The sequence below is a fragment of the Pseudomonas mangiferae genome (genome assembly GCF_007109405.1).
Taxonomy (GTDB): domain Bacteria; phylum Pseudomonadota; class Gammaproteobacteria; order Pseudomonadales; family Pseudomonadaceae; genus Pseudomonas_T; species Pseudomonas_T mangiferae.
Genome location: NZ_VJOY01000024.1, coordinates 1 through 13,357, shown reverse-complemented (window position 1 = coordinate 13,357; position 13,357 = coordinate 1). Strand labels below are relative to the sequence as shown.

11 protein-coding genes are annotated in these 13,357 nt (G+C 68.5%); all 11 read left to right on the top strand.

Going from position 1 to position 13,357, the window contains the following annotated elements; genetic code table 11:
* Nucleotides 1–14: 14 nt before the first annotated feature.
* Entirely contained in the window at nt 15–908 is an 894-nt protein-coding gene (gene gluQRS, locus FM069_RS20275) for a tRNA glutamyl-Q(34) synthetase GluQRS (protein ID WP_143490222.1), read from the top strand.
* A gap of 71 nt (nt 909–979) precedes the next feature.
* Nucleotides 980–1,156: a hypothetical protein gene (locus FM069_RS20270; RefSeq protein WP_003095129.1), complete on the top strand. Its 177-nt coding sequence runs from the start codon at nt 980–982 to the stop codon at nt 1,154–1,156.
* Nucleotides 1,140–4,094: a sensor histidine kinase gene (locus FM069_RS20265; RefSeq protein ID WP_143490221.1), complete on the top strand. Its 2,955-nt coding sequence runs from the start codon at nt 1,140–1,142 to the stop codon at nt 4,092–4,094. Before FM069_RS20270 ends, FM069_RS20265 begins: the two co-directional genes overlap by 17 nt.
* Before the next feature lie 64 nt (nt 4,095–4,158).
* The gene (locus FM069_RS20260) at nt 4,159–5,580 is read left to right on the top strand and encodes a sigma-54-dependent transcriptional regulator (protein WP_143490220.1); all 1,422 of its coding nucleotides are present in this window, start codon (nt 4,159–4,161) and stop codon (nt 5,578–5,580) included.
* Between the two features lie 779 nt (nt 5,581–6,359).
* Nucleotides 6,360–7,754, top strand: a complete 1,395-nt coding sequence (locus FM069_RS20255; RefSeq protein ID WP_143490219.1) for a polynucleotide adenylyltransferase PcnB — start codon at nt 6,360–6,362, stop codon at nt 7,752–7,754.
* Nucleotides 7,751–8,248 carry a 2-amino-4-hydroxy-6-hydroxymethyldihydropteridine diphosphokinase gene (gene folK, locus FM069_RS20250; protein ID WP_143490218.1) on the top strand — a complete coding sequence of 166 codons (498 nt, stop codon included), beginning with the start codon at nt 7,751–7,753 and terminating at the stop codon, nt 8,246–8,248. The genes FM069_RS20255 and folK overlap by 4 nt, the downstream gene beginning before the upstream one ends.
* Nucleotides 8,249–8,418: 170 nt before the next feature.
* The gene (panB, locus tag FM069_RS20245) at nt 8,419–9,219 is read left to right on the top strand and encodes a 3-methyl-2-oxobutanoate hydroxymethyltransferase (RefSeq protein WP_143490217.1); all 801 of its coding nucleotides are present in this window, start codon (nt 8,419–8,421) and stop codon (nt 9,217–9,219) included.
* A complete protein-coding gene (gene panC, locus FM069_RS20240; RefSeq protein ID WP_143490216.1) occupies nt 9,216–10,070 on the top strand; it encodes a pantoate--beta-alanine ligase in 855 nt (284 codons plus the stop codon). The genes panB and panC overlap by 4 nt, the downstream gene beginning before the upstream one ends.
* Nucleotides 10,071–10,251: 181 nt before the next feature.
* A complete protein-coding gene (gene pgi, locus FM069_RS20235; protein WP_143490215.1) occupies nt 10,252–11,916 on the top strand; it encodes a glucose-6-phosphate isomerase in 1,665 nt (554 codons plus the stop codon).
* A gap of 64 nt (nt 11,917–11,980) precedes the next feature.
* Entirely contained in the window at nt 11,981–12,859 is an 879-nt protein-coding gene (locus FM069_RS20230) for an oxygenase MpaB family protein (protein ID WP_143490214.1), read from the top strand.
* Nucleotides 12,860–12,987: 128 nt separating this feature from the next.
* The coding region (locus FM069_RS20225; protein ID WP_267904213.1) for a thiolase family protein at nt 12,988–13,357 on the top strand (370 nt) is incomplete at its 3' end.

The window sequence follows — 13,357 nt, the reverse complement described above, 5'->3', positions numbered from 1 at the left end:
TTTCCCGGTCCGCCATGCCGATCCCTCCCTCCCCTTACGTCGGCCGCTTCGCCCCCACGCCCAGCGGCTACCTGCATTTCGGCTCTCTGGTGGCCGGCCTCGCCTCGTACCTGGATGCCCGCGCCGTCGGCGGCCGCTGGCTGCTGCGCATGGAAGACCTGGACCCGCCCCGGGAAGTGCCCGGCGCCCAGGACGCCATCCTGCGTGCCCTGGACGCCTATGGCCTGCACTGGGACGGCCCCTGGGTCCGCCAGAGCGACCGCCATGCCACCTACGCGGCGGTCATCGACGACCTGTTCGCCCGCGGCCTCGCCTACGCCTGCATCTGCACCCGCAAGCAGCTGGAACAGCGTGGCGGGCGCTACCCCGGGACCTGCCGCAACGCCTGCCACGCCGCCCATGACGCGGCGATCCGCCTGCGGGTGCCCGAGCTGACCTACCGCTTCTTCGACCGCGTGCAGGGCGAGTACGGCCAGCACCTGGGGCGCGAGGTGGGGGATTTCGTCATCCGCCGCCGCGACGGCCTGTTCGCCTACCAGCTGGCGGTGGTCCTGGACGACGCCTGGCAGGGCATCACCGACGTGGTGCGCGGCGCGGACCTGCTGGACTCCACCCCGCGCCAGCTCTACCTGCAGGAACTGCTGGGCCTGTCCCAGCCGCGCTACCTGCACGTGCCGCTGATCATCCAGCCGGACGGGCACAAGCTGGGCAAGTCCTACCGCTCGCCACCGCTCGCCGCCGACCAGGCCGCGCCGCTGCTGGTACGGGCCCTGCGCGCCCTCGGCCAGCAGCCGCCGGAGGACCTGGCCGCGGCTGACGTGGAGGCGGTACTGGCCTGGGGCATCGGCCACTGGCGCGCCGACCGCATCCCTCGCTGCCGGACCCTGGCCGAGGCGCAGCTGCGCTGAAACGAGCGGGTGGCTTTCCCGCCGCCGGCCCGCTCCAGTACCATCGCCGGACATTCGACGCGGGACGCGGCATGTACATCTATCGACTGGTGTTGCTCCTGGTGGTGGGGATCTACCTGTTCTCCCCCGCCATCATGGACTGGTGGATCGACCCCAACGGCGCCTGGTACCGACCCTACCTGCTGTGGCTGATCCTCATCGTGGTCACCTTCATCCTGCAGAGCCAACGCGATGCCGACGAGCTTTAGCCTCGGTCAGCTGATGCTGATCAGCGCCGCCTACCTGCTGGCGCTGTTCGGCGTCGCCTGGCTCAGCGAACGCGGCCTGGTGCCCCGGCGCCTGGTCCACCACCCTCTGACCTACACGCTGTCCCTGGGGGTCTACGCCAGCGCCTGGGCGTTCTACGGCACCGTCGGCCTGGCCTACCAGTACGGCTACGGCTTCCTGGCCAGCTACCTGGGCATCTCCGGGGCGTTCCTGCTGGCACCGGTGCTGCTCTACCCGATCCTGCGCATCACCCGCACCTACCAGCTGTCGTCCCTGGCCGACCTGTTCGCCTTCCGCTTCCGCAGCACCTGGGCCGGGGCGCTCACCACCCTGTTCATGCTGGTGGGGGTGCTGCCGCTGCTGGCGCTGCAGATCCAGGCGGTGGCCGACTCCATCGGCATCCTCACCGGCGAGCCGTCTCAGGAGCGGGTCGCCCTGGGCTTCTGCGCGCTGATCTCGCTGTTCACCATCCTCTTCGGCGCCCGCCACATCGCCACCCGGGAGCGCCATGAAGGCCTGGTGGTGGCGATCGCCTTCGAGTCCCTGGTCAAGCTGCTGGCCCTCGGAGCCATCGGCCTGTACGCGCTGTACGGGGTGTTCGGTGGCCCCCACGAGCTGGAACTGTGGCTGCTGCAGAACCAGACCGCCCTGTCGACCCTGCACACTCCGCTGCAGGAAGGCCCCTGGCGCACGCTGCTGCTGGTGTTCTTCGCCTCGGCGATCGTCATGCCGCACATGTACCACATGACCTTCACCGAGAACCTCAACCCGCGAGCGATGGTCAGCGCCAGCTGGGGGCTGCCGCTGTTCCTGCTGCTGATGAGCCTGGCGGTGCCGCTGATCCTCTGGGCGGCGCTGAAGCTCGGCGCCACCACCCAGCCGGAGTTCTTCACCCTCGGCCTGGGCATCGCCCTGAAGAGCGACCTGCTGGCGCTGCTGGCCTACATCGGCGGGCTGTCTGCAGCCAGCGGGCTGATCATCGTGCTGACCCTGGCGCTGTCCGGCATGGCCCTGAACCACGTGGTGCTGCCGCTCTACCAGCCGCCGGCGGAGGGCAACATCTACCGTTGGCTGAAATGGACCCGGCGCGGGCTGATCATCGCCATCATCATGGCCGGCTATGCCTTCTACCTGGTACTGGGGGCACGGCACGACCTGGCCAGCCTGGGCATCGTCGCCTTCGTCGCCACCCTGCAGTTCCTGCCCGCTGCGCTGTCGGTGCTCTACTGGCCCACCGCCAACCGGCGCGGCTTCATCGCCGGGCTGCTGGCCGGCATGGCGGTGTGGTGCGTTACCATGCTGCTGCCCCTGGTGGGCGACCTGCAGGGCATCTACCTGCCCCTGGTGGATCGCTTCTATGTGCTGGACGACACCAGCTGGCACCTGTCGGCCATCGCCTCCCTGGCGGCCAACGTGCTGCTGTTCACCCTGATCTCGCTGTTCAGCGAGACCAGCCCGGAGGAGCGCAGCGCCGCCGAAGCCTGCATGGTAGACAACGTGCGGCGCCCCCAGCGGCGCGAGCTGAGCGCCAGCTCACCCCAGGAATTCGCCGCCCAGCTGGCCCGCCCCTTGGGCCCGAAGACCGCCCAGAAGGAAGTGGAGCGGGCGCTGCGCGACCTGCACCTGCCCTTTGACGAACACCGCCCCTACGCCTTGCGCCGCCTGCGCGACCGCATCGAGGCGAACCTGTCGGGGCTGATGGGACCCAGCGTGGCCCAGGACATCGTCGAGACCTTCCTGCCCTACAAGGCCGGCAGCGAGAGCTACGTCACCGAGGACATCCACTTCATCGAGAGCCGCCTGGAGGACTACCGCTCGCGCCTGACCGGCCTTGCCGCCGAGCTGGACGCGCTGCGTCGTTACCACCGGCAGACCCTTCAGGAATTGCCCATGGGGGTCTGCTCCCTGGCCAAGGACCAGGAAATCCTCATGTGGAACCGCGCCATGGAGGACCTCACCGAGATTCCCGCCCAGCGCGTGGTGGGCTCGCGGCTGGCGGCCCTGGACGAACCCTGGCACGGCCTGCTGGAGAACTTCACCCGCCAGCCCGACCAGCACCTGCACAAGCAGCGGCTGCCCCTGGACGGGCAGATCCGCTGGCTGAACCTGCACAAGGCGGCCATCGACGAACCCCTGGCGCCGGGCAACACCGGTCTGGTGCTGCTGGTGGAGGACGTCACCGAAACCGAGCTGCTGGAGGACCGCCTGGTCCACTCCGAGCGCCTGGCGTCCATCGGCCGGCTGGCCGCCGGCGTCGCCCACGAGATCGGCAACCCCATCACCGGCATCGCCTGCCTGGCGCAGAACCTGCGGGAAGAACACGAGGACGACGGCGAGCTGGCGGAGATCAGCGGGCAGATCCTCGAGCAGACCAAGCGGGTCTCGCGCATCGTCCAGTCGCTGATGAGCTTCGCCCACGCCGGCGGCAGCCAGCAGGCCCACGAGGCGGTATGCCTGGCCGACGTCGCCCAGGAGGCCATCGCCCTGCTGTCCCTGAACCGGCGCAGCGTCGAGGTGCAATTCTTCAACCTCTGCGACCCGCACCACCTGGCCGAGGGCGACTCCCAGCGCCTGGCCCAGGTGCTGATCAACCTGCTGTCCAACGCCCGCGACGCATCTCCCGCCGGGGGCGCGATCCGGGTGCGCAGCGAAGGCCACGAGCACACCGTCGACCTGCTGGTGGAAGACGAGGGCAGCGGCATTCCCAAGGCGATCATGGACCGCCTGTTCGAACCGTTCTTCACCACCAAGGACCCCGGCAAGGGGACCGGCCTCGGTCTCGCGCTGGTCTATTCCATCGTTGAAGAGCATTATGGACAAATCACCATCGACAGCCCGGCCGATGCCGAACGGCAGCGCGGCACCCGTATCCGGGTGAGCCTGCCCCGGTATGTCGAAGCGACGTCCGCCACGAGTTAGCGAGGAACGCCCAGGGTTTACCGGCCCGTGCGAACCGCCTCCGATCGTCGAGAGAACCCGATTGATGCCACATATCCTGATCGTCGAAGACGAAACCATCATTCGCTCCGCCCTGCGTCGCCTGCTGGAACGCAACCAGTACCAGGTCAGCGAAGCCGGCTCGGTGCAGGAAGCCCAGGAGCGCTACAGCATCCCCGGCTTCGATCTGGTGGTCAGCGACCTGCGCCTGCCCGGAGCCCCGGGCACCGAGCTGATCAAGCTGGCCCAGGGCGCGCCGGTGCTGATCATGACCAGCTACGCCAGCCTGCGCTCGGCGGTGGACTCGATGAAGATGGGTGCCGTTGACTACATCGCCAAGCCCTTCGACCACGACGAGATGCTGCAGGCCGTGGCGCGCATCCTCAAGGACCGCCAGAGCCTCAAGAACACGCCGTCCGGGGAGCGCCCGAGCACGGCTCGGGGCGAAAAGGCCCCCGCCAGCGACGGCGAGATCGGCATCATCGGCAGCTGCGGCGCCATGCAGGACCTGTTCGGCAAGATCCGCAAGGTGGCCCCCACCGACTCCAACGTCCTGATCCAGGGCGAATCCGGTACCGGCAAGGAACTGGTGGCTCGGGCCCTGCACAACCTGTCGCGCCGGGCCAAGGCGCCGCTGATTTCGGTGAACTGCGCGGCGATCCCCGAGACCCTCATCGAATCCGAGCTGTTCGGCCATGAGAAAGGCGCCTTCACTGGCGCCAGCGCTGGGCGTGCCGGCCTGGTGGAAGCCGCGGACGGCGGCACCCTGTTCCTCGACGAGATCGGCGAACTGCCCCTGGAAGCCCAGGCGCGCCTGCTGCGGGTGCTGCAGGAAGGGGAAATCCGTCGCGTCGGTTCGGTGCAGTCACAGAAGGTGGACGTGCGCCTGATCGCCGCCACCCACCGCGACCTGAAGACCCTGGCCAAGACCGGCCAGTTTCGCGAAGACCTCTACTACCGGCTCCACGTCATCTCCCTGCGGCTGCCACCGCTGCGGGAGCGTGGCAGCGACGTGGTGGAGATCGCGCGCGCCTTTCTGGAGCGCCAGCGCACCCGGATGGGGCGCGCCGACCTGCGCTTTGCCGCTGATGCCGAGCAGGCGATCCGGCACTATTCCTGGCCGGGCAACGTGCGGGAACTGGAGAACGCCATCGAGCGCGCCGCCATTCTCTGCGAGAGCCCGGACATTTCCGCGGAGCTGCTGGGCATCGACATCGAGCTGGATACCCTCGACGACCTGGAGCAGGAAGACCTGCTGGGTGACACCTCCCTTCTCCCGAGCGCCCACGAACCCACCGAGGATCTGTCCCTGGAAGACTATTTCCAGCACTTCGTGCTGGAGCACCAGGACCATATGACCGAGACCGAACTGGCGCGGAAACTGGGCATCAGCCGCAAATGCCTGTGGGAACGCCGCCAGCGCCTGGGTATCCCGCGCCGTAAATCCAACGCCGTCGCCGACGGCTGATTCGCCTGCCCCCGGGCCGTCGCGCCTCGCGCCGGCCTGCCTCTCCCGCACCTCTTCCTCTTCTCGCCGCTTGGCTGGAATGCCCGCCCCAGAGCGCCGCACGCGGTAACACAGCGCTCGCCTTCCCGGCTGTTACCCCGCCCACATTATCCGTAACAAAGTCGGGGCTATCGGTAACGGAACTCGCCATTCGAATCGGATCGATTTTTGATCGATTTAAGCCAATACCCTGTTTTTAAAGGGTTTTCCAAAAGCTGGCACGCCACCTGCTATATCTCTGGCACAACAACAATAAAAAACGCTGAACCCCACAATAAAAACAAGACGTATCGGCTCCAGCAAAATAACAACAACAAGGCGGAGACGCAGCTAACTGATTCTTTTGGAGACCAACTGGCCCTTCGCAGGGAAGTTGCCCCGGGGTTCGCCCCAGACCAGGCCGAGAACAATAAAACTGCCCCAAGGCAGCGCCCGAACTGGTTGGATCGCACGATCAAGGCAATGTCAGTGACCAAAGCAATCCGTTTGCTATTGCCCCTCTCATCTGAGGGTCTCGGAAACCGACGGTTATCCGGGCGGACCAGACAACAAGAACAACAGGTCCGAAACAATAACAACAATAAAGCACGCATCATCTTTGGGGGGAGCTTCGGCTCCCCCCAGTGCTTTGGGCGCCCTGTCTCCTGCGTTCACCATCGCCTGCAGCCAGTGCTAGAATCCGCGCCACCTATGCGGTCATTCGCCTATCCGGCCGCCCATTCCGCTAGACAGTGCACCTCATGCTGAAAAAGCTGTTCCAGTCTCTACGTTCTCCCTTGCGCCTCCGGCAGCCCCGCAGCACCCCCGCCGTGCTGGGTCACAATCAACACACCGTCGCCCGCGAGCGCATCAGCCGCCATGCGGTCAGCGTGGTGGAGCGCCTGCAGAAGTCCGGTTACCAGGCCTACTTGGTGGGCGGCTGCGTACGCGACCTCATGCTGGACATGGAGCCCAAGGACTTCGACGTGGCGACCAACGCGACGCCGGAGCAGGTCCGCGCCGAATTCCGCAACGCCCGGGTGATCGGCCGCCGCTTCAAGCTGGCCCACGTCCAGTTCGGCCGCGAGATCATCGAAGTCGCCACCTTCCGCGCCAACCACCCGGTGGACGAGGAACCGGAAAACGCCCACCAGGCCTCGCGCCACGAGAGCGGCCGCATCCTCCGGGACAACGTCTACGGCAGCCTCGAGGACGACGCCCAGCGCCGCGACTTCACCATCAACGCGCTCTACTACGACCCATCCAGCGAACGCATCCTCGACTACGCCCATGGCGTGCACGACATCCGCAATCGCCTGATCCGCCTCATCGGCGACCCCGAGCAGCGCTACCTGGAAGACCCGGTGCGCATGCTCCGGGCGATCCGCTTCGCCGCCAAGCTCGACTTCGAGATCGAGAAGCACAGCGCGGCGCCGATTCGTCGCCTGGGCCCGATGCTGCGGGACATTCCCTCGGCACGGCTGTTCGACGAAGTGCTCAAGCTGATGCTGGGCGGCAAGGCCGAGCGCACCTTCGACCTGCTGTGCGAGTACGAACTGTTCGCCCCGCTGTTCCCCGCCAGCGCGGCCGCCCTGGCCCGCGACCCGGACTACGCCGGCCAGTTGATCCGCCAGGCCCTGGCCAATACCGACACGCGAATCCATCAGGGCAAGCCGGTCACCCCGGCGTTCCTGTTCGCTGCCCTGCTCTGGCCGGCCCTGCCGGCGCGCGTCCTGCAGTTGCAGGATCGGGGCATGCCGCCGATCCCGGCGATGAATGAAGCGGCCCACGAACTGATCAGCGAACAATGCCAGCGCACCGCCATTCCCAAGCGCTTCACCATTCCCATCCGGGAAATCTGGGACATGCAGGAGCGCCTGCCGCGGCGTAGTGGCAAGCGCGCCGACCTGCTCTTGGAAAACCCGCGTTTCCGCGCCGGCTACGACTTCCTGCTGCTGCGGGAAAGCGCCGGCGAGCGCACCGACGGGCTCGGCCCCTGGTGGACCGACTACCAGGACGCCAGCGACAGCGAGCGGCGCGCCATGATCCGCGACCTCAGCAGCCGCGACGAAGCCGGCCCGGCGCCGCGCAAGCGCCGCCGCAGCGGTGGACGCAAGCGTCGCCCGGCCGGCCGCGGTGACGCCCCGGCGGAATGACCGTCTGCGCCTATATCGGTCTGGGCAGCAACCTGGCCGATCCCCACGGCCAGTTGCGCGCGGCCCTGGACGCTCTCGGGTGCCTGCCCCAAACCCGGCTCGCCGCCGTGTCGTCGCTGTACGCCAGCGATCCCCTGGGGCCTCCCGACCAGCCGCGCTACGTCAATGCCGTCGCCGCCCTCGAGACCGAACTCGCGCCCCTGGCGCTGTTGGACGCGCTGCAGGCTATCGAGACCGAGCAGGGCCGGGTGCGCAAGGACCAGCGCTGGGGGCCGCGCACCCTGGACCTGGACATCCTGCTCTACGGCGAGCTGGCGCAGGACACGCCGCGCCTGACCGTACCCCACTACCACATGCACGCCCGCGCCTTCGTGCTCTACCCGCTGGCGGACATCGCCCCCGACCTGCACCTGCCGGATGGCCGCTCGCTGCAGCGGTTGCTGGAGGACTGCCCGTTCGTGGGGCTCGAGCGGCTGCAGCCGGTAACGCCGTAACACCCCGGTAACAGCCGCGATTGACTTCGCCCCTGCCCGTCGGGACTATAGGCGTCCGCCGCCGCCGGCACTGCCCGCGCCGAGCCAGAACAAGAGGCGAGAGCCCGCGGCACGCCGCGTCGCTTCCCGCCCGGCGCATCGCCCGACCCGTCTTAGGAAGAGGACGCTTCATGCCTGATGTCACCCTGCTCACCCTGCAAGCGATGAAGCAGAAGGGCGAGAAGATCGCCATGCTCACCGCCTACGACGCCACCTTCGCCCGCGCCGCCTGCCAGGCCGGAGTCGAGGTCCTGCTGGTGGGGGATTCCCTGGGCATGGTCCTGCAGGGCCACGACAGCACCCTGCCGGTGACCGCCGCCGACATGGCCTACCACACCGCCGCGGTGAAGCGCGGCAACCTCGGCGCACTGATCGTCAGCGACCTGTCCTTCATGTCCTACGCCACCCTCGAACAGACCTTCGCCACCTGCGGGATGCTGATGCAGGCCGGCGCCCACATGGTCAAGCTGGAGGGCGCCGGCTGGCTGGCCGAGCCGATCCGCCTGCTGGCGGAGCGCGGCGTGCCGGTCTGTGCCCACCTGGGCCTCACGCCGCAGCTGGTCAACGTCTTCGGCGGCTTCCGCGTGCAGGGCCGTGGCGAGGCGCAGGCACGCCAGCTACGGGCCGACGCCATGGCCCTGGAACAGGCCGGCGCGGCGATGCTGCTGCTGGAGTGCGTGCCCAGCGAGCTGGCGGCGGAGATCGCCCAGTCGGTGAAGATCCCGGTGATCGGCATCGGCGCCGGCGCCGCCACCGACGGCCAGGTGCTGGTGCTCCACGACATGCTCGGCCTGTCCCTGAGCGGCCGGGTGCCGAAGTTCGTCAGGAACTTCATGGACGGCCAGGGCAGCATCCAGGGCGCCCTGGGCGCCTTCGTCAGCGCGGTGCGAGATGGCTCGTTCCCGGCCGCCGAACACGGGTTCTCCGCATGATCACCGTCAATACCGTCGCCGACCTGCGCACCGCCGTGGCCCAGGCACGCCGCGAAGGCAAGCGCATCGCCCTGGTGCCCACCATGGGCAACCTGCACGCCGGCCACGCCGCCCTGGTGGAAACCGCGGCACGCCAGGCCGACTTCGTGGTGGCCAGCATCTTCGTCAACCCGCTGCAGTTCGGCCCCCATGAGGACCTGGACAAATACCCACGCACCCTGGAAGCCGACCAGGCGCGTCTGCAGGCCGCCGGGTGCCACCTGCTGTTCCACCCGGGCGTCGACGCCATGTACCCGGACGGCATGGACGACCAGACCCGGGTCAGCGTGCCCCTGGTGTCCGAAGGCCTCTGCGGCGCCAGCCGGCCCGGCCATTTCGAAGGCGTGGCCACCGTGGTGAGCAAGCTGTTCAACATGGTGCAGCCGGACCTGGCGGTGTTCGGCGAGAAGGACTTCCAGCAGTTGGCGGTGATCCGCAAGCTGGTGCGCGACCTGAACCTGCCGATCCAGATCGTCGGCGAGCCGACCCGCCGCGCCGACGATGGCCTGGCGTTGTCGTCCCGCAACGGCTACCTGAACGAAGCCCAGCGCGCCACCGCGCCGGCGCTCTACCGCACCCTGCAAGGCCTCGCCCAGGGCCTGCGGGACGGCCGCACCGACTACCCGGCACTGATCGCCGAGGGCCTGGCGGCGCTGGATGCCGCCGGCTTCCGCCCCGACTACCTGGAAATCCGCGAGGCATCCAGCCTGCGCCTGGCAGCGCCGGAGGATCGCCAGGTGGTGATCCTGGCCGCCGCCTACCTGGGCGCTACCCGGCTCATCGACAACCTGGCCCTGACGCGGGCCGTCTGACCCGTCGGTCGACGCCCTCGCCGGGGGTGGCCTCGCCCGCTGCGAAGCGGCTGTGGCGGGGCACCTTGCTCCCGCCCGCAACCCCGGAAGGAGCGCCCTCGCCCGGCAGAGAAAACTGGAACGCACCGCCGGCTTCCACGTTCAAAAACCCCGTAGCCGCTCGTTCACTCTAAGGGACCCCATGGACCACCACCTGACTCCGCTCGACGTCACCCAATTGCCCAGCTGGCGCGCGCTCCAGGCGCACCGCCAGGCGCTGAACAGCTTCAATATGCGCCAGGCCTTCAACGACGATCCCGAGCGTTTCAAGCGATTCAGCCAGAGCGCCTGCGGCCTGTTCCTCGACTACTCGAAGAACCTGATCCGCGAGGACACCCTGGAGCTGCTGGTGAAGCTGGCGGAAGAGGCGCACCTGGACGATGCGATCAAGGCGATGTTCCGCGGCGACGTCATCAACGCCACCGAGGGCCGCCCGGTGCTGCACACTGCGCTGCGCCGCCCGGTGGGCGACAAGGTGCGGGTCGACGGCGTGGACATCATGCCGGAGGTGCAGCGGGTCCTGCACCAGATGACCGAGCTGGTGGGCTACGTGCACAACGGCCTGTGGCGCGGCTATACCGAGAAGCCCATCACCGATGTGGTGAACATCGGCATCGGCGGCTCCTTCCTCGGCCCGCAGCTGGTGTCCGAGGCGCTGCTGCCGTTCGCCCAGAAGGGCGTGCGTTGCCACTACCTGGCCAACATCGACGGCAGCGAGTTCCGCGAGGTGGCCAGCAAGCTGAACGCCGAGACCACCCTGTTCATCGTCTCCAGCAAGTCCTTCAGTACCCTGGAGACCCTGAAGAACGCCCAGGCGGCCCGGGGCTGGTACCTGGCTCAGGGCGGCAGCGAGGAAGAGCTGTACCGGCACTTCATCGCCGTCTCCAGCAACAAGGAGGCAGCCATCGCCTTCGGCATCCGCGAAGAGAACATCTTTCCCATGTGGGACTGGGTGGGCGGGCGCTATTCCCTGTGGTCGGCCATAGGCCTGCCCATCGCCATGTCCATCGGCATCTCCAACTTCAAGGAACTGCTGTCCGGCGCCTACAGCATGGACCAGCACTTCCAGACCGCCCCCTACGCCCGCAACATCCCGGTGCTGCTGGGCCTGCTGGGGGTCTGGTACGGCGACTTCTGGGACGCCCGCAGCCACGCGATCCTGCCCTACGACTACTACCTGCGGAACATCACAGACCACCTGCAGCAGCTGGACATGGAGTCCAACGGCAAGAGCGTCCGCCAGGACGGCACACCGGTGACCAGCGGCACCGGCCCGGTGATCTGGGGCGGGGTCGGCTGCAACGGGCAGCACGCCTATCACCAGTTGCTGCACCAGGGCACTCACCTGATCCCGGCGGACTTCATCGTCCCGGTGAGCAGCTACAACCCGGTCGCCGATCACCACCAGTGGCTCTACGCCAACTGCCTGTCCCAGAGCCAGGCGCTGATGCTCGGCAAGACCCGCGCCGAGGCCGAGGCCGAGCTGCGCGCCAAGGGCCTGCCGGAAGAGGAAGTGCAGCGCCTCGCGCCCCACAAGGTGATCCCCGGCAACCGGCCGAGCAACACCCTGGTGGTGGAGCGCATCAGTGCCCGCCGCCTGGGCGCGCTGATCGCCATGTACGAGCACAAGGTCTACGTGCAGAGCGTGCTCTGGGGCATCAATGCCTTCGACCAGTGGGGCGTCGAGCTGGGCAAGGACCTGGGCAAGGGCGTCTACTCGCGCCTGGTAGGCAGCGAGGAAACCCCCGCCGAGGATGCCTCCACCCAGGGTCTCATCGACTTCTTCCGCGGCCGTCACCGCGGATGACCCGGACGCCCCGGCTTGCGCCGGGGCGTTTTCCTTCGGAGGCTGGCGGGTTAGCCTGCGCGTCATGAACCTCATTCGTCGCAGCATCGAACGCCAGGTACTCAGCCTGAGCGGCGTCGCCCTCGGCGAGATCGACTTCGAACGACCGCCCGGCGACCCCGGCCTCTACGGCCCGGACGCCGTGTGCTGGCGGGTGCACGGGGACTTCACCAGCATGATGGTGGGCGGTATCGCCGCGCTGCTCATGCAGGCCCTGCATCCCCTGGCCCTGGCGGGGGTCTGGGACCATTCCAATTTCCGCGAGGACCTGCTGGGCCGGCTGCGACGCACCGGTCAGTTCATCTCTGGCACCACCTTCGCCGCCCGCGCCGACGCCGACGCGCTGATCGAGCGGGTCAAGCGTATCCACCTGCGGGTGGTGGGCACCGCCCCGGACGGCCGCCCCTACGCCGCCAGCGACCCGGACCTGCTGACCTGGGTCCACGTGGCCGAGGTCCACCAGTTCATGGCGGCCCACCTACGCTACCGCAATCCCGCGCTGCCCTTGGATCAGCAGAACCGCTACTACGCCGAAGTGGCGGACGTGGCCGAGCGCCTGGGCGCACGCGACGTGCCGCGCACCCGGGATGCCCTGGAGCGCTACCTGCAGGTGATGCGCCCGCAGCTGCGCGGCGATGCCCGCAGCCGCGAGATCCTACGCATCCTCCTCACTGCCCCGGCCCCCAGCGCGCTGGCCGTGCCCATGGGCGCGCTGCTGATGCGCGCCGGCATCGACCTGCTGCCGGACTGGGCCCAGCAGGAGATCGGCCACCCCATCGCGCCTTGGCAGAGCTGGCTGCTCCGGCCCTCCGTCAACGGCCTGGGGACGCTGTTGCGCTGGGCGGTGCGCAACGCCGCCGTACACCGCGCGCATCGCCGCCTGGGCCTGGCCGGCCCGGCCTGAGCCGCCCCGGCCGCCGACTCGTGCGGCCCGCACCTGACCGGTCGGTTCGGCCGCTGGCCCCCGGGGAAAACCCTGTGACACCATGGCCGCCTGTCGCGGGCCCGCCCGCTCTTTCCAGGAGTGTTCCCATGCAAGACGTGGTCATCGTCGCCGCCACCCGCACCGCCATCGGCAGCTTCCAGGGCAGCCTGGCCCAGGTGCCCGCCACCGAGCTGGGCGCCGTGGTGATCCGTGCCCTGCTGGAGAAGACCGGCCTGGACCCCGCTGCCGTGGACGAGGTGATCCTCGGCCAGGTGCTCACCGCCGGCGCCGGGCAGAACCCCGCGCGTCAGTCCGCCCTCAAGGCCGGCCTGCCCCACAGCGTCCCGGCCATGACCATCAACAAGGTCTGCGGCTCCGGCCTCAAGGCCCTGCACCTGGCCACCCAGGCGATCCGCTGCGGCGACGCCGAGGTGGTCATCGCCGGTGGCCAGGAGAACATGAGCCTCGCGCCCTACG

Bases quoted from the DNA above. Each gene is read 5' to 3' on its own strand.
- FM069_RS20230 (WP_143490214.1), top strand. From the start codon at position 11,981: ATGAACCTCATTCGTCGCAGCATCGAACGCCAGGTACTCAGCCTGAGC.
- pgi (WP_143490215.1), top strand. From the start codon at position 10,252: ATGGACCACCACCTGACTCCGCTCGACGTCACCCAATTGCCCAGCTGG.
- FM069_RS20265 (WP_143490221.1), top strand. From the start codon at position 1,140: ATGCCGACGAGCTTTAGCCTCGGTCAGCTGATGCTGATCAGCGCCGCC.
- gluQRS (WP_143490222.1), top strand. From the start codon at position 15: ATGCCGATCCCTCCCTCCCCTTACGTCGGCCGCTTCGCCCCCACGCCC.
- FM069_RS20260 (WP_143490220.1), top strand. From the start codon at position 4,159: ATGCCACATATCCTGATCGTCGAAGACGAAACCATCATTCGCTCCGCC.
- panB (WP_143490217.1), top strand. From the start codon at position 8,419: ATGCCTGATGTCACCCTGCTCACCCTGCAAGCGATGAAGCAGAAGGGC.
- FM069_RS20255 (WP_143490219.1), top strand. From the start codon at position 6,360: ATGCTGAAAAAGCTGTTCCAGTCTCTACGTTCTCCCTTGCGCCTCCGG.
- FM069_RS20270 (WP_003095129.1), top strand. From the start codon at position 980: ATGTACATCTATCGACTGGTGTTGCTCCTGGTGGTGGGGATCTACCTG.
- folK (WP_143490218.1), top strand. From the start codon at position 7,751: ATGACCGTCTGCGCCTATATCGGTCTGGGCAGCAACCTGGCCGATCCC.
- panC (WP_143490216.1), top strand. From the start codon at position 9,216: ATGATCACCGTCAATACCGTCGCCGACCTGCGCACCGCCGTGGCCCAG.